The following is a 20523-nucleotide window of genomic DNA, read 5'->3' as shown; positions in this document are numbered from 1 at the left end:
GCCCCGGCCGATTGTCAGTGGTGGGATCTACCTTCGATGACATGACTCAGCAGGGGGTGCGCTGGACCGCGGACCAGGTGCTGGCGCTGGCGCCTGACGCCGCGTCACGCAAAGCGGGAAGCAAACTCGGCGCGGCGGGGCCGTGGTCCGAGGCGGGGAGTGCCGACGAAGGGACGGTGTGGGGGCTGTGCAAGGGCAGTGGCAGCAAGCCGTATCAGACGGTCATCGACATCGCGGACGCGTCCGGGCCCGCGTACAAGTGCAGTTGCCCGAGCAGGAAGTTCCCGTGCAAGCACGCGCTCGGACTGCTGCTGCTCTGGGCGGGCGGGGACGGCGCGGTGCCGCCGGGGCAGCCGCCGGACTGGGCGGAGCAGTGGATAAAGGGGAGAAGGCAGCGCGCCGAGGAGAAGCGGACGGCGGGCCCGTCCGGCTCCGAGTCGGCGTCCGCTGATCCGGAGGCGGCTCGACGCAGGGCGGAGCGCCGCGCCGAGCGGGTCACGGCGGGGGCGACGGAGCTGGAGCAGCGCCTGACGGACCTGCTGCGCGGCGGCCTGGCCGGAGCGGAACAGGCGGGGTACGGGCTGTGGGAGGAGACGGCCGCCCGCATGGTCGACGCCCAGGCTCCCGGACTGGCCTCCCGGGTGCGGGAGTTGGGGGCGATCCCGGCATCCGGGCCGGGCTGGCCGGTGCGTCTGCTGGAGGAGTGCGCCCTGCTCCATCTCCTCGACCAGGGCTGGTTGCGCCGCGAGCGGCTGCCCGACGGCCTGGCGGACACGGTCCGCTCCCGCATCGGCCTGCCCGCATCGGCGGACGGGCCGCCGATACGGGATCGCTGGCTGGTCCTCGCCCAGTACGACACGGCCGACGTGAAGCTCACGACGCGCCGGATCTGGCTGCACGGCGCCGACTCGGGCCGTACCGCGCTGCTCGTCTCCTATGGCGCGGCCGGCCGCGCGCCGGAACTGACGCTGCCGGTGGGGCTGGCCCTGGAGGCGGAGCTGGCGGCGTACCCCGGGGCGGGCCAACTGCGGGCGTCGCTCGGCGAGCAGTTCGCGCCACCGGCACCCGCGTCGATACGACCGCCGGGCATGACGCCGGCCGAGGCCACCGTCCGCTACGGCGAGACGCTCCGCGACGATCCGTGGCTGGACTCCGTCCCGGTGACCCTGGACCGGGTCATACCGACCCAGGACGGCGACTCGTGGCAGCTGGCGGACGCCGACGCGGACACGGCCCTGCCGCTCACCCCGGCCGCCCGTGCCCGTCCGGGCCTGTGGCGCCTGGTCGCGCTGTCGGGAGGTGCGCCGGTGAAGGTGTTCGGCGAGTGCGGCCACCGCGGCTTCACCCCGCTCACCGCCTGGCCGCAGGGGGCGGGCGAGCCCGTGCAGCTGTGCTGAGCGACGCGCCCTTTCCCCCGACCGCTCCACGGCACCCAGCACACCGAGGCAGAGAGGAACGAACCTCATGAACAGTCCCTCCGTTCCCGTGGATTCGCCCGCGCCGAGCGCCTGGGAGGAACTCGTCACCGCGGCACTGCTCGGGACGGACCGGCGTACACCTCCGGGGTGCGCGCCGGGCCGGGAGGCGCCGGTGGCACTGCTGGACGCGGCGGCCGTGGAGACCGTACGGCGGCGGGCCGGACTGCGACCGGCGCGGGCGGCCGAGCCTCCCCAGCCCGCCCCCGAGGACGCCCGAGCGACGCTGCCCGCTCCGGCAGCCCGCAGGCTGGCGATGCTGTTGGCCGACCGTCCCGGCGTCGGCGGTGGCGGCCGCAGAGGCACGGCGCCGGACCTCGTGGAGCTGCTGCCCGAGTGGCTCGCGCGAGCCAACGACCGGCGTCTCGCGCCGTCTCCCGAGGTGCTGCCCGCACTGCTGGACGCGGCACGGGGGCGTACGGATCTGCGGCCGGCGGCGCTGACGTTCGCGGGCCCGCGCGCGGTGTGGCTCGCCCGGCTGAACCCGGACTGGCGGTTCGCCCTGCGCGCGACACCGGGCGGGGGCGCGGCACTGCCGCATCTCGAGGACTCGGCCAAGGTCCAACAGCTGTGGCGGGAGGGCCTGTTCGCGGAGCGGGTCGCCCTGCTCTCCGCGATACGCGCCCGTGAGCCCGTCGCCGCGCGCGAGCTGCTGACCACGACATGGGCGACGGAGCGGGCCGAGGACCGGTTGATGTTCCTCGACTCGCTGCGCATGGGGCTCGGCCCGCAGGACGAGCCGTTCCTGGAGCAGGCGCTGGCCGACCGCAGCCGCAATGTCCGCGCGACTGCGGCGGAGTTGCTGTCGGCGCTGCCGGGTTCGGCGCTCGCGGCGCGGATGGCGGTGCGCGCCGGGTCCTGCGTGGCGCTGGATCACACGGGTGACGAGCCGACGATCAGCGTCGAGGCACCGCACGAGTGCGACCCGGGCATGGAGCGCGACGGCGTGGTGGCCAAGGCTCCGGCGGGGCGGGGTGAACGGTCGTGGTGGTTCGGCCAGTTGGTGGAGGCGGCACCGCTCGGCACCTGGGCGGGCCGGCTCGGCGGGCGTGCGCCCGGGGAGATCGTGGCGCTCCCTGTGACGGACGACTGGCAGGCCGAGCTGCACGCGGCATGGTGCCGGGCGGCGGTGCGGCAGCGGGACGCCGAGTGGGCGAGGGCGCTGCTCGGCTCGCCCTCGGCCCCGGAGGCCGGCGGTCCGGGGGCGGTGTCCCTGGCCGAGCGAGCGAAGCTGCTGGGCACGCTGGGCTCGCCCGAGCGGGCCGAGTGGGTCGCGGGGTTCATCGCGACGCACGGCCTGTCGGAGGCGTTTCAGCTGCTCGGGGTGTGCGCCGTGCCCTGGGCCGCGCCGCTCGGGCGGGCGGTGGTCGACGCGCTCAACATCGCGCGGGACGCGGGGAGTTATCCATGGAGTTTCAGCGGAGTGATGGGCCTGGCCGAGCGCTGTCTCGACCCGGCCGAGGGAAGCCGCCTGGACGGCCTGCTGGCGGTACCGGACGAACCGGAGGACGCGTCACCGGGGGCCGGCGGGTACTGGGCGGAGGCGTTCCAGCGACTGGTGACGACGTTGCGCCTGCGGGCGGCCATGATCGAGGAGCTGGAGCCGACCCTCACCCCAGCTCACCCACAGAGCACGACGGCCTAGGCCCCGGCCGGCTGTCGCACGTTCGCCCGCACCCAGTCCACGATCGACTGCGTCGTCGCGCCCGGCGTGAAGATCTCCGCGACGCCCTTCTCCTTGAGCGGGGGGATGTCCGCCTCGGGAATGATCCCGCCGCCGAAGACGAGGATGTCCTCCGCCTCGCGCTCCTTGAGCAGTTCGATCACGGCGGCGAAGAGGGTGTTGTGGGCCCCGGAGAGGATGGACAGACCGATCGCGTCGGCGTCCTCCTGGATCGCGGTGCCGACGATCTGCTCGGGGGTCTGGTGAAGCCCGGTGTAGATGACCTCCATACCGGCGTCGCGCAGCGCCCGCGCGATCACCTTGGCCCCGCGATCGTGGCCGTCGAGTCCCGGCTTGGCCACCACCACGCGGATCGGACCGGCTGCCACACCCATCACTGCCTCCATGAAGCGACTACATCCATCCGTACCGACAAGCACTACTCATGTATGAGTTATGCCGCACTCACGGCACATGTCATACATGGTGCGCGTATCGCACATTTCCGCCGCTCACCGCACCGGACGCGCCCTCACGGAACGGACGCCCCGGGCCACGTCGCCCGGAGAAGTGAACGAACGTTATCGCCAGCATCCCGCAACCGGCAGTTTCGCGGTGCAGACCGAGGGGGAAATCACACGGTGGGACACGTTCGCCGCGCACCGTTCCACATCTCTGCGGCACACGGGCCGCAGCAGCCTGCGGTACACGCGTCGCAGCGGGACCAAGCGCAACGGGAGCCGCAACGAGGTCGCCGCACCACCGCGCCGCAGGCCGCGCGACGCGACGGTGCGGCGCGCCGACGGTGGTACGAAGGGCACGTAGGGCAGGTAAGGCACGACAGCGGGGAAGCCTCGTCGCCACACCGGCAGGGACCCCCGTCAGGTCATCGGCGCACCACGGCCACCAGGGCCGGCTCGCGCACCGGGCGCCTCGCTTGCCCCACGCGCCCTCGCCATACCCCGCCGGCCCCCTCGGCCGCGACTTCCCACGAGGGCACACGGGGGCCGGAGCCGTCCTCCTGCGTGCCGCAAGGAGGTCGGCCATGAAGGTCACCGGGGCAGCACTCCCCTTTCTCCCGCTCTACCGGCGTCTGCTCCCGAGCAGGCTCGCCGGCCTCTCCCTGGCCCTGCTGAAGGCGACCGCCCTGGAGATCGCGATCCTCGCCGGGCACCTTCTCCTCTACCCCTCAGGCATCACACAGGAGCGCCGCACCACCCCCATGCTCCCCTCCCCCGAAACCGCCAAGCTGCCGACGCAGACCAAACCCCCCGTCGTCCTGCTGCACGGCTTCATAGACAACCGCTCGGTCTTCGTCCTGCTGCGCCGCAACCTCGCCCAGCACGGCAGGCACCAGGTCGAGTCGCTCAACTACTCCCCGCTGACCTGCGACATCCGCACCGCCGCCGAACTGCTCGGCCGGCACATAGAGGGGATCTGCGAGCGCACCGGCAGCAAGCAGGTCGACGTCGTCGGACACAGCCTCGGCGGGCTGATAGCGCGTTATTACGTGCAGCGCCTCGGCGGCGACCTGAGGGTCCGCACCCTCGTCACGCTCGGCACCCCGCACTCCGGCACCCGTGTCGTCCCGCTGGCGAACGCGCACCCGATCGTGCGCCAGATGCGCCCCGGCTCGCCCATCCTCGAGGAGTTGGCCCGCCCCGCACCGGGCTGCCGTACGCACTTCGTGAGCTTCTGGAGCGACCTCGACCACCTGATGGACCCGTTGGAGACCGCCTGCATCGACCACCCGGATCTGCTCGCGCAGAACGTCCGCGTGAGCGGCGTCGGCCACCTCGCCCTTCCGGTGCACCCCGCCGTGGCGACCGGCATACGGCAGGCCCTCGACTCCACACGCCCGGGAGCCGCAGCCGTCGCCCAGTCCGACGGCATGACCGTGGCGTAACCGCGCCCCGGCGCCCCAGGACGGCCGTCCGACATCGAACAACCCTCGAACACAAGGCCAACATCGCGCCCGTACTCCGCCAAAACACGGCCGAATGCCCGTTTCCTGCGCGCGCGAAACCTGCGGAAGATTGTCGTGCCCGCGTACTGCCGGGTACAGTCGCCGCACTGCTCTGGCAGCCCCTGTTGTCGAGGCGAGAGAGAAGTTGGTGAACGATCGTCACCCGTCGGGGACCATGACGTCTCCGGCTTCGGCTCCCGATGCCACCTCGGCGCACTACGCGTCGTACGGCGCCCAGGAAGCCCACTACGGTGACTCCACCACGTACGGCACCTACGACGCCAACGGATTTGCCACCGCCGGTCACTGCGCCCCGACCTTCGACGCGGACCCTCTCTTCGGCAGCCTCCCCGGCGACGGCACGGGCGCGACGGGCGCGTACGACGCCACCCAGTGGTCCACGGGCAGCCACCAGAGCGCGCACTACGACGCTTACGCGGCCCAGCACCACGCCGCCTACGACACCGGGGCGTACGAGACCGGGGCCTGGACGACCGACCACGAGCGACTCGCCTTCGTCCCGCAGCAGGCCAACGGCCATGACGTCTCCGGCCAGTGGGACGCGAACGCCTGGCTCCAGCCCGAGCAGTCCGGGGCCCCTGCCGACCAGACCCAGCACTGGGAATGGGGCACGACGGCCTTCGACACCGGGGCGTACGACGCCACCCAGTGGAACTCGGACGGCAGTCCGGCGCAGGCGCCCGACGGCTACGAGCAGCCAGCAGAATCCTTCGACCAGCAGGCGACCGCGCACTTCGACCAGATCGAGCACGGCGCCCCTGCGTCGTACGACGACCCCACGTCGTACGACGATGCCACGGCCTACGCCGAGCACCCGGCCTACGACGAGCACACGCCGTACGACCACACCTCGTACGACGACCCGGCCCAGCACGAAGGCGAGTTGACCGCCACCGGCGAACTCCCCGCCGCGGCCCCGCTCCTCGACGACCAGGAGGAGACCACTCCGGCCCCCTCCCCCCGCGCCGGCTCCCGCAGCGGGGCGCGCTCCCGTCGCCGTACGCCCCCCAAGCGCTCCGCGCTGCTGACGATCGCTGTGCCGTCGGCGTGTGTGATGGGCGTCGCGGGTATCGCCGCCGCCTCCGTCGGCACGCTGACCGACGACAAGGACGCGTCGTCCACGCTGGCCTCGGAAGGCGAGGCCGTGAAGCCCTCCGCGGCGAACAACAAGCTGGACAGCCAGCTGGAGAGCCTTTCTGCCGGCGCCGACGACTTCGCGGACCGGGCGAGCCGGACGCAGGAGCGCATCGACCTCAAGGCCCAGCAGGCGGCCGAGAAGCGCAAGGCCGCCGAGGAGGCGGCCCGCAAGGAGCGGCTGCGCCCCAAGTTCGCGATTCCCGTCGCGACCCACGGCCTCAGCGCCTATTTCGGCCAGTCCGGCATCAACTGGATGTCCATCCACACCGGCATCGACTTCCCCGTCTCGTACGGCACGACGGTGATGGCCGCGACCGACGGCACCGTCCGCACGCAGTGGAACAGCGCCTACGGCAACATGATGATCGTGACCGCGATGGACGGCACGGAGACGTGGTACTGCCACCTCTCCAGCTACCGCGTCGCCTCCGGTACGACGGTCAAGGCCGGCGACCCCATCGCGTACTCCGGCAACTCCGGCAACTCGACGGGTCCGCACCTGCACTTCGAGGTGCGGCCGGGTGGCGGCTCGGCGATAGACCCGCTGTCCTGGCTGCGCAGCCACGGGCTCGACCCCACGTGAGCAACGCCTGACGACTTGCCGGTACTGACGACTTCACGAATGCGCCCCCGTCCTTGACGGGGGCGCATTCGCGTGAGTGCTACAGCTTCTCCACCGGCGCATACCGCAGCAGCAGCCGCTTCGGCTTGGTGTCGCCGAAGTCGACCGTCGCCTCGGCGTTCGCGCCCGTGCCCTTCACCGCCATCACCGTGCCGAGCCCGAACTGGTCATGCGTGACGCGGTCACCGACGGCCAGCTGGACGACCGGCTTCTCGCCGGTGCGGCGCGTGGCGAAGCCGGACGCGCCCGAGGCCGAGGAGCGCGAGCGGGACGAGGACAGCGAGGCGGCGACGCCGGACGCCGGACCGGAGGAGACGGGCGCGGTCGCCCCCGTGCGCTTCCAGTCGACGTGCTGAGCCGGGATCTCCTCCAGGAAGCGGGACGGCGGGTTGTACGAAGGCTGCCCCCAGGCGCTGCGCATCGACGAGCGCGTCAGATACAGCCGTTCACGCGCGCGCGTGATGCCGACGTACGCGAGCCGCCGCTCCTCCTCCAGCTCCTTGTTCTGGCCGAGGGCGCGCATGTGCGGGAAGACGCCGTCCTCCATGCCGGTGAGGAAGACGACCGGGAACTCCAGGCCCTTGGCGGTGTGCAGGGTCATGAGGGTGATGACACCCGACCCGTCCTCCTCCTCGTCCGGGATCTGGTCGGAGTCGGCGACGAGCGCGACCCGCTCCAGGAAGTCCGCGAGCCCACCGGTGGCCTCGCCCTCGCCCGACTCCTGCTCGAACTCCAGGGCGACGGCGGCGAGTTCCTGGAGGTTCTCGATCCGGGTCTCGTCCTGAGGGTCGGTGGAGGCCTGCAACTCGGCCAGGTACCCGGTCCGTTCGAGGACCGCCTCCAGGACGGTCGCCGGTCCCGCGCCGGACTCGACGATCGTACGGAGCTCCTCCATCAGCGTGTTGAACCGCTTGACGGCGTTCGTCGACCGCGCGGCCATGCCGTACGCCTCGTCGACCCGCCGCAGCGCCTGCGGGAAGCTGATCTTCTCGCGCTGCGACAGCGCGTCGATCATCGCCTCGGCGCGATCGCCGATGCCGCGCTTGGGCACGTTCAGGATCCGCCGCAGCGGCACGGAGTCCTCGGGGTTGGCCAGCACGCGCAGGTAGGCCAGGACGTCCCGGACCTCCTTGCGCTCGTAGAACCGGACGCCGCCGACGACCTTGTAGGGCAGGCCGACGCGGATGAAGATCTCTTCGAAGACACGGGACTGGGCGTTCGTACGGTAGAAGACGGCGACGTCGCCGGCCTTCGCGTCGCCCGCGTCCGTCAGTCGGTCTATCTCCTCGGCGACGAACTGTGCCTCGTCGTGCTCGGTGTCCGCGACATAGCCGGTGATGCGCGCGCCTGCGCCAGCGTTGGTCCACAGGTTCTTGGGGCGGCGGGACTCGTTGCGCTCGATGACCGCGTTGGCGGCGCTCAGGATCGTCTGGCTGGAGCGGTAGTTCTGCTCCAGCAGGATCGTCGTCGCGTCCGGGTAGTCCTCCTCGAACTGGAGGATGTTGCGGATGGTGGCGCCGCGGAAGGCGTAGATCGACTGGTCGGCGTCGCCCACCACGCACAGCTCGGCCGGCGGGACGTCGGACTCGTTCGGCGGCACGTCGACGGGGTGCTCGCGCGTGCCGACGAGCTCGCGCACGAGGGCGTACTGCGCGTGGTTGGTGTCCTGGTACTCATCCACCAGCACATGCCGGAAGCGACGGTGGTAGTGCTCGGCGACGTCCGGGAAGGCGCGCAGCAGGTTGACCGTCGTCATGATCAGGTCGTCGAAGTCGAGGGCGTTCGCCTCCCGCAACCGCGACTGGTACAGGACGTACGCCTGCGCGAGGGTCTTCTCGAAGCCGTCCGTCGCCTGGGCGGCGAAGTCCTCCTCGTCGATCAGCTCGTTCTTCAGATTGCTGATCTTGGCGCTGAAGGACTTGGGCGGAAACCGCTTGGGGTCGAGATCCAGATCACGGCACACGAGCGCCATCAGCCGCTTGCTGTCGGCGGCGTCGTAGATCGAGAAGGACGAGGTGAACCCGAGCTTCTTGCTCTCCCGGCGCAGGATGCGCACACACGCGCTGTGGAAGGTCATCACCCACATCGCGTTCGCGCGCGGGCCGACGAGGTGCTCGACGCGCTCCTTCATCTCGCCCGCGGCCTTGTTGGTGAAGGTGATCGCGAGGATCTGCCCCGGATGCACGCTCCGCTCGGCGAGCAGGTGGGCGATGCGATGGGTGAGCACCCGGGTCTTGCCGGACCCGGCCCCGGCCACGATGAGCAGCGGGGTGTCGGAGTGGACGACGGCGGCACGCTGGTTCTCGTTCAGCCCCTCCAGCAGCGCCGCGGCGTCGATGGCGGGGCGCGGGGCGCCGTCGCGGTAGTAGCCGTCCCGGTCCGGTGGCACGTCGAACTTCCCACCGAACAGATCGTCCGGAACCGGTTCCGGAGTGTGATCGTCCTCGGGCGGCGGCGGGTGTTCTTCCTCGCGGGCCCGTGGGGCCTGGAGGTCCGCCAGGAAGCTGTCGTCAAAGAGGCTGCTCATCGCTCTCCGAGTCTAGGCCGCGCCACTGACAACCCGCCGCCGCCCTCGGAACATCACCGGCCCAGGAACCCGACGATCTTCCGACCCGCTCCCCCAGCCCGCCCCATCACCCACCCCATCACCCCCCGCGACCGCTCCACCACGACCGGCAACCGACCAGGCCAGGCCGCCACTGTCAGTCCCATATCGGTTCAACCGAGACATCAAGCAGAAGGCATCCCACACCTCCGCACACCACCCCGAACCAACCACCGCCCACAAGATTTCGCTTCAAGGTCACGAAAATGTATCGGGCATATCGAACATCAACCTTCACAGGGGCCACACGAGTTGGCTACCGTGCCGGACAGGCCGTACGACCCCCTCCGGCGAACGACGCCGGGCCGCACGGCCTCCGCCGAGTCCGCACGCCTCACGGCAAGCCGGAGCCGGGGACCCACCGAACTTGGGGTGAATCGGCCCGACTTCCCTCCCGGAAGTGGCCGTAGGGCAACCCTTCCGATCCACCCGCCCGAACCCGACAGCTAACTCGGTAGGCGGAGTATGGAAGGAGTCGCCTCCCTTGGCGTCGCACCGCAAGTCGCGTCCCGCCGGTACGCGCGTAGCAGGCATACGCACCCCTGCCCTCGCCACGGCCGCCCTCACGTCCGTGGCCCTGTTGTCCCAGACGGCCAACGCCAGCCCCTCGACGGACGACAAGCCCAGCCTCGAAGAGGTCGAGAAGAAGGTCGACGACCTCTACCGCCAGGCGGAGTCGGCGACCGAGAAGTACAACGCGGCGAAGGACCAGACCACCAAGCAGCGCAAGCGCGTCGACACGCTCCTCGACGACGTCGCCCAGCGCACCCAGAAGCTCAACGAAGCGCGTGAGGAACTGGGCCGCAACGCCGCCGCGCAGTACCGCACGGGTGCCGCGGCGCCCGACACGGCGACCTTCCTCCTGGCGGACACTCCGCAGGACTACTTCGACCAGAACCAGCTGATGGACCGCATGACGGGCCGTCAGAAGGAAGCGGTCGACGACTACTTCACCCAACAGTCCGCGACGATGAAGAAGCGCCAGGAGGCCACCCGGAGCCTCGAGACGCTCACCGAGTCGCAGAGCGACCTCCAGTCCGCGAAGACCACCGTCCAGCAGAAGCTCTCCGACGCACGCGAACTTCTCTCGAAGCTGACGGCGGAGGAGAAGGCCCGCCTCGCCGCGATCGAGAAGGCCAAGCAGGAAGAGGCCGCCCGCAAGGCCGCCGAACTGGCCCGGCAGCAGGCGGAAGCCGAACGCCAGCGTCAGGAGCAGGAGGCTGCCGCCCAGCAGCAGCAGCAGGAGAGCACCGAGCCGCCCGCCGACTCGAGCGGCTCGGACTCCAGCAACTCGGACTCGTCCGCGGACTCCTCGTACGCCACCAAGGCCGAGAAGGCCCTGGCCTTCGCCCGCTCCCAGGTGGGCAAGCCGTACGTGTGGGGCGCCACCGGCCCCGACTCCTACGACTGCTCCGGCCTCACCCAGGCTGCCTGGAAGGCCGCCGGCGTGGACATCCCGCGCGTCACCTACGACCAGGTCAACGCCGGCACCACGGTCTCCCTCTCCAACGCCCAGCCCGGCGACCTGGTCTTCTTCTACGACGACATCACCCACGTGGGCATCTACATAGGCAACGGCATGATGATCCACGCCCCGAAGCCCGGCACGTACGTCCGCGAGGAGTCGATCTACTACGACGGAGAGTCGTCGATCCACAGCGTGGTCCGCCCGGCCTGACACCGGTCAGGATCGGGTGACCTCGCGACGTACCGGGGGGATCGGACGTGCCGGGGGGATCGAGGGGGAGCGAGCACGCCCCACCCCCCGGCACCGGGCGATTTCACCCCACCCCCGAGCGCGCCCCGCCTCCAACCCCCACGGCGCTCCATAGCATCGCCCCATGCCCGCCACCACCACCCCCACTTCCCCCCTCCACACCTGGTGGTCGCAGCGACCCCCCGCAGCCGGTGCCGCAGTCTTGGCCACCGGCATCCTCTCGGTGGGCTTCCACCAGACGGGCTACGAGACCCTCTCCCGCATCGCCCTCGCCCTCGCCTGCGCGGCCTGGCTCGCCCTCGCCGCCGACTTCACCGCACGGTTCCTCCTGGACCGCCCGAACTGGCTGAAGCAGGCGGCCACCCCGGCCGCCCTGACCGCCGTCGCCGCAACGACAGTCCTCGGCACCCGTTTCACCGCCCTCGGCTGGGAAACCCTCGCGGAGGCCCTCCTGGCCCTCGCCGCCGTGCTCTGGCCGGTCCTCCTGCTCGCCGTCCTGCGACACTGGCGCCGCCACATGCCCGGCGCGGTGTTCCTGGTCTGCGTGGCCACCCAGGGCCTGGCGGTCCTGGGCGCGACCCTCGCCGCCGCCGAGACGACGGCATGGCTCGCCCACGTGTCGCTCGTGTTCTTCTGGCTGGGTCTCGTCCTCTACGTCGTCGCCCTGCCCCACTTCGACCGGAGCCAGCTCGCCCGGGGCGCCGGCGACCAGTGGGTGGCAGGCGGCGCCCTCGCCATCTCCGCACTGGCCGGCTCGAGACTCCTCGCCGCCGACAGCCCCGAGCTGTACCTCTGGAACGACGACGACTACGGCGTCCTGCGCACGGTGAGCGTCGCCCTGCTCGTACTCGACCTGGCCTGGTACGTCGTCCTGCTCCTCGCCGAGTTCGCATGGCCACGCCTGCGCTACGACGTACGCCGCTGGGCCACGGTGTTCCCGATGGGCATGACGGCGGCGGCGGCACTCTCCGTCGGCACCGCCGTGGACGTCTCGTGGCTGGAGCCCCTGGGCAAGGCACTGCTGTGGATCGCGGTGGCGGCATGGCTCGCGGTGGCCGCGGGCGCGGCATGGACCTACACGGGCCGCGGCTCCCGGCCCGGAACCCAGGCACCCCCCGGCCCTGGAGCCGGCGTCACGTCCACAATACGGCGATGAAGACGTTCGCCACGGTCAGCAGCCCCACGACCCCGAACAGCCGCTTGTCCACCGTCTCCTCGTCCCGCTTCACATAGACGAGCCCGAGAATCACGATCAGCAGCGCCAGCTTCACACCGATCTTGATGTTGTTGACGGACTGGTCGTCCGCCTGATTGAGGCCGACGAGGATCACGCCGGTGACCAGCATGGTCAGCGCGCCGTGCAACATCGCGGGCACGAACCGGGCGGTGCCCTGCCCCATCGCCTTCATCTGGGTGAAGAAACCACCGAGCAGCGCGGCGATACCGATGATGTGCAGACCGACGAACAAATGGATGAGTAGGTCCATGGGGCCGGAGCCTAACCATCACGAAAATCCCACCCGACACCGCCCCGCACCCTGATTCCCCTCACTACTCCGCTCACCGCTCCGCTGCCGAACCCCGCATATATGCGCGCCATAGCACTCCGCCACCCCGACGCACCCCCAAACCGCCACTTCGGTCAGCACACAGCGTGAACTCGACGCCCCCGTCCCGGGATCACGCTCACTTACGGTCACCTCCGGCCAGCACCCAGCACTTCCGCACAACGCGTCACCGGCCCAACACAGCGAGGTTTAGCGTCCTCCACCAGGTGACCGGCTCCCCACCGCCGCCCCGGGCCAGGGGCGGCAGTCGGACACCACCGCCGAGAAAGTCCGGCGGCGGCCCGCTCCCCCTGTGCAGGCCGCCGCCGGACGCGTAACCCGCCCCGGGCGGTCGTACGTCGCTCCCCCCAGGCGCTCGTACAGCCGCCGTCCTCCGGGGCGCAGTACGCCCGGCGCCGCCCTGACGGACGTACGGGACGAGGCGGTCGTACGAAAGGACGTGCAGTCCACGTGGCAGCGCACCGAAAGCCCCGTCAGCGCTCGGCCGGCGGCAACACGGCCCGCACGGCATGGACGATCGCACTGGCGGGCGCGGCGACGGCGACCGGATTCGACGGGACCGGACACGCCGAGCCGCAGCTGACACCGGCGCAGGTGAAGGCGAAGGTGGACAGGCTGTACCAGGAGGCGGAGGCCGCCACCGAGAAGTACAACGGCGCGAAGGAGAAGGCGGACGCGGCCGAGCGGCGGATCAGGGCGCTTCAGGACGAGGCCGCCCGCAAGACGGAGAAGCTCAACTCGGCGCGCGAGGCGCTCGGTTCGATGGCCGCGGCGCAGTACCGCGACGGCGGCCTCGACCCGGCCCTCCAGCTCGCCCTCTCCGCAGACCCCGACCGCTACCTGGACGGCGCGGAGTTCGCCGAACGCGCTGGCAACCGGCAGGCCGCGTCCGTCGCGAGCGTCCGCAGACAGCTGCGCGAGATCGAGCAGCTGCGCGGCGCCGCCCACATCGAACTGACCTCACTGAAGTCCCGCCAGGCGGAACTGAAGCAGCACAAGAAGACGATCACCGGCAAGCTGGACACGGCCCGCACCCTGCTGAGCCGGCTGACCGCCGAGGAACAGGCCCAGCTCCAGCAGAGCGGCACGGACCGCGCAGGCCGCTCCTCGACCGGCGCCCGCGAAGCCCTGACCGCCCCCGGCTCCGCCACCGCCCAGGCCCCCAACGCCCGCGCGGCGGCCGCCGTCTCCTACGCCTACGCCAAGCTCGGCAGCCCCTACGTGTGGGGCGCGACCGGCCCCAACGCCTTCGACTGCTCCGGCCTCACCCAGGCCGCGTACCGCTCGGCCGGCCTCTCACTGCCCCGCACGACCTACGCCCAGATCGACGCGGGCCGCCGCGTCTCCCGCTCCGAACTGCTCCCGGGCGACCTGGTGTTCTTCTACTCCGGCATCAGCCACGTGGGCCTGTACATCGGCAACGGCCAGATGATCCACGCCCCCAACCCGTCCGCACCCGTGCGGGTGGCGCCGTTGGACGAGATGCCGTTCGCGGGAGCCACGAGGGTGTCCTGACCGAGCCCGGGCCACGGCGAACCGGCCGAAGCCCCGGCCCCAGCCCCGGTGTCACACCAGACGCCGTGCCGTCGCCCACCGCGTCAGCTCGTGCCGGTTGGACAGCTGGAGCTTCCTCAGCACCGCCGAGACATGGGACTCGACCGTCTTGACGGAGATGAACAGCTGCTTGGCGATCTCCTTGTACGCGTACCCCCGCGCGATCAGCCGCAGCACCTCCCGCTCGCGCTGGGTGAGGCGGTCGAGGTCCTCGTCGACCGGCGGCGCGTCCGTCGACGCGAACGCGTCCAGGACGAACCCGGCGAGGCGCGGCGAGAACACCGCGTCGCCGTCCTGCACCCGGAAGATGGAGTCGACCAGGTCCGTGCCGGTGATCGTCTTCGTGACGTAGCCGCGCGCACCGCCCCGGATCACCCCGATCACGTCCTCCGCGGCGTCCGACACGGAGAGCGCGAGGAAACGGACGGGCTGCTCGGCGTCCGCCATCAACGGGGCGCAGCGGCGCAGGACTTCGACCCCGCCGCCACCCGGCAGGTGCACGTCGAGGAGGACGACCTCGGGCAGGGTCGCGGTGATGACCGTGACCGCCTGGTCGACGTCCGCGGCCTCGCCGACGACCTCGACTCCGGTCTGCTCGGTCCGGCCGATCTCGGCCTGGACTCCCGTACGGAACATGCGGTGGTCGTCGACGAGGACCACGCGCGCGTGCCGCTCGGCCGCGCCCCCGCCGGTCGACTCCACGGGCTCGCTCGCCTCGGTCGGGTCACTCATGACGTCTTCTCCGCCCTCTCCATCTCCAGCTCGACCTCCGTGCCGCCGTCGGGCACTGCCCGCAGCCGGGCCGTACCGCCGTGGCGCTCCATGCGGCCGATGATCGATTCTCTGACGCCCATGCGGTCGGCGGGTATCGAGTCGAGGTCGAAGCCCGGACCGCGGTCCCGGACGGACACGAAGACGGTCTTTCCCTCCACCTCGGCGTAGACCTGCACGGCGCCGCCCTCGCCACCGTACTTCGCGGCGTTCACCATCGCCTCGCGCGCGGCCTGCATTTGTGCGCCGATCCTCTCGTCGAGCGGACAGTCGCCGACGACCACGACCTCTATGGGGACGCCGTGTTTGTCCTCCACCTCGGCGGCATTGCGCCGCACCGCGTCGGCGAGGTTGGCGGGTTCGTCGGCCTCGTCCTTGCCGGTGCCCTCGGGTTTGTACAGCCAGGTGCGCAGGTCGCGCTCCTGGGCGCGGGCGAGGCGGCGCACCTCGTTCGCGTTCTCCGCGTTGCGCTGGATCAGGGTGAGGGTGTGCAGCACCGAGTCGTGGACGTGGGCCGCGACCTCGGCGCGCTCCTGGGCGCGGATGCGCATCAGGCGTTCCTCGGAGAGGTCCTGGGTCATCCGGACCAGGTACGGCCCCGCGAGCAGCGTTATGCCGACGAGGACCGCCAGGGCCGCCTGGAGGACGGAGCCGAGGTGGGCGGCCGAGCCCTGCAGGACGAAGATTCCGGAGACGCCGGTCGTGACGAGGACGACGCCGCCTGCGGCACGCAGCAGAGTAAGGGTGCGCCGGCGCCGCCCGACCTCCATCCAGCGGGCCCGGCGCGCATTGTCCGCCTGGCGCCAGACGAGGGCGACGCCCGCGCCGACGAGGACGGCGGGCAGGAGATAGGCCTTGGCGCCGTTGCCCAGGTCCACGCTGCCGACGAAGACCATCGCCACGGCCACCATCAGGAGCAGCGCGACGATCTGGCCCTTGTCCGGCTTGCGGGTGACGAGTCTGCGGCGGCCGTCGGCCGCGGTCTCGGTGGCGAAGGGGGACGGGCGCTGCGCGTCGACCCCGCCGACGCCGAGCGGCACGAAGAACCAGAACGCGGCATACAGCAGCGCGCCGAGGCCGTCCGCCATGAACAGGCCGACGAAGACGAGCCGCACCCAGATGACCGGCAGGCCGAGATGCCCGGCGAGCCCCCGCGCCACGCCCCCGAGCCAGCGTCCGTCACTGCTGCGGTAGAGCTTGCGCGGCGGCCGCGGTTCGGCGAGTGGCGCTGCTGCGGCTTCCGGCATGCCATCGATGTTCACACGCCCGGACGGCCGGAGCATCAGGGTCGACCCCCTAGACTCCCCTGATCTTCGAGGTCCGTCGCCTCGAAGGCTTCCCCCGCACCCGACTCAGGGCCGATATCAGGGTCCGACCAGGGTCATTCCGACTCCCGTCACGCCGACCCGCCCGTCACCATGGACACATGACTGATCACCAGCACGCCGCGGACTCCGTGCCCGAGCCGGAGGCCGTGCCCCCCGCGGGCGCCCCGTCCGGCCCGGCACCCGCGAGCGCCGCGGGTGAGGAACCGCGCGCACCCGCGGACGCGGAAGCAGAGGCGTCCGCGGAAGCGGGCGGACTCGCCCCGCCGCACAGGTTCCGGCGCGACCGGCGGCACAAGATGCTGGCCGGCGTGTGCGCCGGGCTCGGGCGGCAGTGCGACATGGACCCGGTGATCTTCCGGATCACCCTCGCCGTGCTCTCCGCGACCGGCGGCATAGGCCTCATCTTCTACGGCTTCGCCTGGCTCTTCGTCCCGTACGACGACGAGGACGAGAACGAGGTGCGCAAGCTGCTGACCGGCCGCGTCGACGGCCAGGCGCTCACGGGCGTGCTGTTCGCGCTGGTCGGCTGCGGAGTCTTCCTGACGCTGCTGAACAACGGCGGTGTGCTGGCCTTCGCCGTCGTCCTCTCCCTCCTCGTGGCCGGCGCCGGTTACTGGTCACGTCACCGCGGCACCCCCGACCCCGACCCCCTCGCCGCCCAGGCCGTCGCCGACGCCCCGCCGGAGGCGCAGGCCCCACCGGTCCCCGCCGCCCACCCGTCCTGGTGGCGCGAGCCCATCGTCAAGGACGGCACGCACGAGGGCGGCACGGGCTATCTCTGGGGCCCCCGCGACTCCCGCGACCGCGACATCGCGGCGGCGGTCAACATCGGCCTCGGCGCCACCTGGAGCAGCCGCCAGGACATACGGGCCCGCCGCTCCCGGCAGCCCAAGCCCCGCGGCGCCCGCTGGATCGGCGGCTGGGTCTTCCTGCTGGCCCTCCTCGCGGGCGCCGCCGGCACGGCCGCGACCTGGGAGGACCACACACTCGGCACCAGCCTCCAGACGGGTCTGGCCTGCGCGCTGCTGGTCATAGGCCTGGGCATAGCCATCAGCGCGTTCCTGGGCCGCACGGGAGCGGGCTCCGTCTTCCTGGCGATCATCACCGCGGGCCTGCTGGCCGCCTCGGCAGCGCTGCCCAAGGACATCAGTACGCAATGGATCGAGCGCACCTGGGAACCGGCGGCCGTGGCCGACGTACAGAACCAGTACGACCTGGGAACCGGCGTCGGCACCCTGGACCTGACCCGGCTGGATCTCTCGAAGGACCGGACGGTGACGACCAGAGCCGATGTGGGCGTGGGCCAGCTGAAGGTGATCGTCCCCAAGGACGCGACGGTGAAGGTGAGCATCGACGTGGGCGTGGGGGACATCCAGCTGCCGGGCGAGGACGAACAGGACGTGGACGTGGCACCGGGCAAGCACAAGGAACTGACCCTGACTCCGGCCGCGGGCACCAAGATTGCGGGCACGCTGGACCTCGATCTGAGCGTCGGCGTCGGACAGGCGGAGGTGAGCCGTGCTACGTCATGAGTTCCAGCCCGGAAGGCTCGTCGCAGGCGCCTTCCTGACCATCGCGGGGATCGCCTACGCCGGTGACGCCGGCGACGCCTGGGAGACCCCGTGGTTCGCGGTGATCCCCTTGGTCGTCGGCGGCCTGTTCCTGGCAGGTGTGACGGCACTCCTGACCCGAGCGATACGCAGACGCCGCGGCACACCGCGTGCGCCCCACACACCACCCTCGCCGGACGCACACACCTGACCGGCTCCCCCGGCCACCGGGAGCGGACGGGAGCTACCGATACCCACCCGTCCGCTGTCGTCGCCGCGCCCGCAAGGCGGCATCCAGCGACAACATCGGGGCACCCGCGAGCACGAGCGGCAGCCAGGCCATCAGATAGGCGAGGTCATTGCCGTAGTAGTAGGGATCGGAGGCCCAGCTGACCGTCAGCCACAGACTGAGCGAGATCAGCGCCCCACCGAGTGCCGCCAGACGGGCGAACAGCCCGATCAGCGTGCCGATCCCGACGGCGAGCTCACCGAAGGCGATGGCGTAACCGAAAGCCACCGGGGCGTCCAGGGCCATGTCGACCATCGCCGGAATGGCCGCCGAATCCTTCACGGCCCGCATCATGTCGCCGATCGAGCCCGCGCCGGAGTCCTTCATGAAGGCGCTGTCGGTGAGTTTGTCCAGGCCGGCGTAGATAAAGGTGACGCCGAGGAAGACGCGGAGCGGGAGGAGTGCGTAATGGGCAGCGGTGTCCCGCCAACCCCGGTTGCCGTTGAGGTAAGGGGACTGCGTGTCCGTGTGCATACCGTGAGTCATCGCCCGTAGCCGCCTCTCGCCCGCCGTGCCGTGACCCCTCAAAGACGATACGTACGCAATCGCTGCGCCGCTCAACCATGCCGCCCGTATTCTGCGCCGCGCCTTGCCGGGTGAACACCCCCCCAACCACATCGGCCTCACCGGGCAGCAACGGGCCGTCGCAGGCACCCCCACCCACCCGCCGGAGGCACCGTCACTCAGTCACATCAATGACATACCGATTCGTCTCCACCCCCACCGCAGTGACCACCTGCACCTCCACCCGCCCCGGCTCCACATCCGCCGGCACCGGCACCGTCAACACCGCATCCGTCGGATTGCTGAACCCCCCAGCCACCGGCACCAACGGCACATGCACATGCACCGCCCCGATCCGCACCACCATCCGCGACAGCCGATCGGCCCCCTGCGCCCCGGGCGGCACGAACCCGGCACCCCGAATCTCGATGTCGTCCCCCGTACGGATCGGCGCGTCCAGGTCACCGGCCTCCCGTGCCCGCACCACGGACAGAATCACCGGCCGGCCCCCCTCCGCATACTTCCCGGCCAGATACGTCGCCGCCGAGATCAGCACCACCACCGCCAGCCCCCACGGCAGATCCGGCAACTGATCCGGCCGCCGCCCCAACCGCACCGCCGCGAACAGCAGAGCAACCCCACCGATCACGACGTACTGAATGTCGGCGAAGGACCCCCGCCCCGCGTCATCCGTCAGCAGATCCGCCGCCCGAGGCCGATGCGCCCGCACCTTCTGCAGCCGCTGCCCGAGCACCCGCACCCCGACAACCCGCCGCACCAGCACCGCGATCGCACACACCACGGCGAGCACGGTCACCACACCGGCCCCCCTCCCGAGCCCGAGCCCGGCGATCAGCGCATCCCGCTCGGCGTGCCCGGACGCCGCCGCCAACCGTCCCACCAGCACGAGCACGGCGAACGCCACGAACAGCACCCACGCGCCGGCCACCGCCCGCGACGTGGACAGCCGGTTGTCCTCACCGATGACCGGCGCCAGCGCCCCGCCCCGTGCCCGGTGGAACCACGACGCCGCTGTGAGCGCCCCGGCCGTCACCACGGCCGCGAGCAGTCCGGCCGTACGCGCCGCCGTCCACCCCGCGCCGATCGCCGTGAGCGCCTGCCCCAGCAGCAGCGCCACGACGAGCGCCCAGACCACGGTCGCCGTACGCCACCACAGCCGGGCGAGCCACGCGTCCCCCTCGGCCCGCCCCCGCTCGGCGACGAGTTCCGCCGACTGCGTCAGTTCCTCGGAGACCCACTGCCGGGAGGCCGACGCCGAGTGGGCCACCGCGGCGGGCAGCCCCTGCCCGGCGGCGAACTCGTCCCGCTTCAGCAGGAATGCGGCGACCGCCCGCCGATGCCCCGCACGTGCCCCGTGCGGACAGTCCCCACAGGTGCAGCCGCCTCCATGCGCGCCCAATACCGCGCCGCTCTGCCCAGCCTCCTGCACCGCCACGCCCGACGCCCGCCTTCCCAGACTTTTCCGAACCCACGACCCACGACCAACGACGCACGACCCACGACCCACGACCTTCAGGGCCACGCACATCAGATCCCAGTGACCCCAGCAACCCTGCCGACCAGGTGGCCACATCACTTCATGGCCTCATGGCCTTATAACCCACAACCCCACCACCGGCAGCCGCATCTCACATACCGGCCATCACCGATTTCGGCCGCCGTCCGCCCCGCCCGCAACTCCCGCACGACGACAGCGAATTGTGCCGTACGCCACTCACTCCCCGTCCGGCAG

Annotated in this window: 16 protein-coding genes and 1 riboswitch; of the genes, 9 read left to right on the top strand and 7 right to left on the bottom strand. The window is 71.3% G+C overall.

Features of this window, described 5'->3' with window-relative positions:
* Nucleotides 1–41 precede the first annotated feature (41 nt).
* Nucleotides 42–1397, top strand: a complete 1356-nt coding sequence (locus tag OG254_RS29845; protein WP_405587625.1) for an SWIM zinc finger family protein — start codon at nt 42–44, stop codon at nt 1395–1397.
* Between the two features lie 67 nt (nt 1398–1464).
* Nucleotides 1465–3120, top strand: coding sequence for a DUF5691 domain-containing protein (locus OG254_RS29840; RefSeq protein WP_405587622.1), 1656 nt, complete (start codon nt 1465–1467; stop codon nt 3118–3120).
* Here OG254_RS29840 and OG254_RS29835 read toward each other — a convergent pair.
* A complete protein-coding gene (locus tag OG254_RS29835; RefSeq protein WP_147993232.1) occupies nt 3117–3533 on the bottom strand; it encodes a cobalamin B12-binding domain-containing protein in 417 nt (138 codons plus the stop codon). The two genes, OG254_RS29840 and OG254_RS29835, sit on opposite strands and share 4 nt — an antisense overlap.
* Nucleotides 3534–4183: 650 nt before the next feature.
* On the opposite strand from OG254_RS29835, the gene OG254_RS29830 reads away from it, so the two are divergent.
* Together OG254_RS29830 and OG254_RS29825 are read left to right on the top strand one after the other, a co-directional pair.
* Nucleotides 4184–5044: an esterase/lipase family protein gene (locus OG254_RS29830; RefSeq protein ID WP_405587620.1), complete on the top strand. Its 861-nt coding sequence runs from the start codon at nt 4184–4186 to the stop codon at nt 5042–5044.
* A gap of 235 nt (nt 5045–5279) precedes the next feature.
* The gene (locus tag OG254_RS29825; protein WP_405587618.1) at nt 5280–6845 is read left to right on the top strand and encodes a M23 family metallopeptidase; all 1566 of its coding nucleotides are present in this window, start codon (nt 5280–5282) and stop codon (nt 6843–6845) included.
* 79 nt (nt 6846–6924) lie between these two features.
* Here OG254_RS29825 and pcrA read toward each other — a convergent pair whose 3' ends face one another.
* A complete protein-coding gene (pcrA, locus tag OG254_RS29820) occupies nt 6925–9411 on the bottom strand; it encodes a DNA helicase PcrA (RefSeq protein WP_405587616.1) in 2487 nt (828 codons plus the stop codon).
* Between the two features lie 385 nt (nt 9412–9796).
* Nucleotides 9797–9966, top strand: a riboswitch (cyclic di-AMP (ydaO/yuaA leader).
* Nucleotides 9967–9973: 7 nt separating this feature from the next.
* On the opposite strand from pcrA, the gene OG254_RS29815 reads away from it, so the two are divergent.
* Together OG254_RS29815 and OG254_RS29810 are read left to right on the top strand one after the other, a co-directional pair.
* Nucleotides 9974–11167 carry an NlpC/P60 family protein gene (locus OG254_RS29815; protein ID WP_405587614.1) on the top strand — a complete coding sequence of 398 codons (1194 nt, stop codon included), beginning with the start codon at nt 9974–9976 and terminating at the stop codon, nt 11165–11167.
* Nucleotides 11168–11330: 163 nt separating this feature from the next.
* The gene (locus tag OG254_RS29810; RefSeq protein ID WP_405587611.1) at nt 11331–12362 is read left to right on the top strand and encodes a tellurite resistance/C4-dicarboxylate transporter family protein; all 1032 of its coding nucleotides are present in this window, start codon (nt 11331–11333) and stop codon (nt 12360–12362) included.
* On the opposite strand, the gene OG254_RS29805 is transcribed toward OG254_RS29810, so the two are convergent.
* Nucleotides 12340–12693 carry a hypothetical protein gene (locus OG254_RS29805; RefSeq protein ID WP_351196135.1) on the bottom strand — a complete coding sequence of 118 codons (354 nt, stop codon included), beginning with the start codon at nt 12691–12693 and terminating at the stop codon, nt 12340–12342. The two genes, OG254_RS29810 and OG254_RS29805, sit on opposite strands and share 23 nt — an antisense overlap.
* A gap of 531 nt (nt 12694–13224) precedes the next feature.
* On the opposite strand from OG254_RS29805, the gene OG254_RS29800 reads away from it, so the two are divergent.
* Nucleotides 13225–14289 carry an NlpC/P60 family protein gene (locus OG254_RS29800; protein WP_405587608.1) on the top strand — a complete coding sequence of 355 codons (1065 nt, stop codon included), beginning with the start codon at nt 13225–13227 and terminating at the stop codon, nt 14287–14289.
* 51 nt (nt 14290–14340) lie between these two features.
* On the opposite strand, the gene OG254_RS29795 is transcribed toward OG254_RS29800, so the two are convergent.
* Nucleotides 14341–15060, bottom strand: coding sequence for a LuxR C-terminal-related transcriptional regulator (locus tag OG254_RS29795; protein WP_405587605.1), 720 nt, complete (start codon nt 15058–15060; stop codon nt 14341–14343).
* A complete protein-coding gene (locus tag OG254_RS29790; RefSeq protein WP_351196140.1) occupies nt 15057–16346 on the bottom strand; it encodes a PspC domain-containing protein in 1290 nt (429 codons plus the stop codon). Before OG254_RS29790 ends, OG254_RS29795 begins: the two co-directional genes overlap by 4 nt.
* Before the next feature lie 179 nt (nt 16347–16525).
* Here OG254_RS29790 and OG254_RS29785 point away from each other — a divergent pair, with 179 nt between their 5' ends.
* A complete protein-coding gene (locus tag OG254_RS29785; protein WP_405587601.1) occupies nt 16526–17959 on the top strand; it encodes a PspC domain-containing protein in 1434 nt (477 codons plus the stop codon).
* A complete protein-coding gene (locus tag OG254_RS29780; protein WP_405587598.1) occupies nt 17946–18188 on the top strand; it encodes a hypothetical protein in 243 nt (80 codons plus the stop codon). The genes OG254_RS29785 and OG254_RS29780 overlap by 14 nt, the downstream gene beginning before the upstream one ends.
* 33 nt (nt 18189–18221) lie before the next feature.
* On the opposite strand, the gene OG254_RS29775 is transcribed toward OG254_RS29780, so the two are convergent.
* Nucleotides 18222–18752 carry a DoxX family protein gene (locus OG254_RS29775; protein ID WP_147993223.1) on the bottom strand — a complete coding sequence of 177 codons (531 nt, stop codon included), beginning with the start codon at nt 18750–18752 and terminating at the stop codon, nt 18222–18224.
* 193 nt (nt 18753–18945) lie between these two features.
* A complete protein-coding gene (locus OG254_RS29770; protein ID WP_405587595.1) occupies nt 18946–20226 on the bottom strand; it encodes a hypothetical protein in 1281 nt (426 codons plus the stop codon).
* Nucleotides 20227–20523: the final 297 nt, after the last annotated feature.

It is taken from the genome of Streptomyces sp. NBC_01092 (assembly GCF_045039535.1).
In the GTDB taxonomy this organism is placed as follows: domain Bacteria; phylum Actinomycetota; class Actinomycetes; order Streptomycetales; family Streptomycetaceae; genus Streptomyces.
Note: the sequence above shows the minus strand (reverse complement) of the source record. Positions and strands in the feature narration are given on the sequence as shown.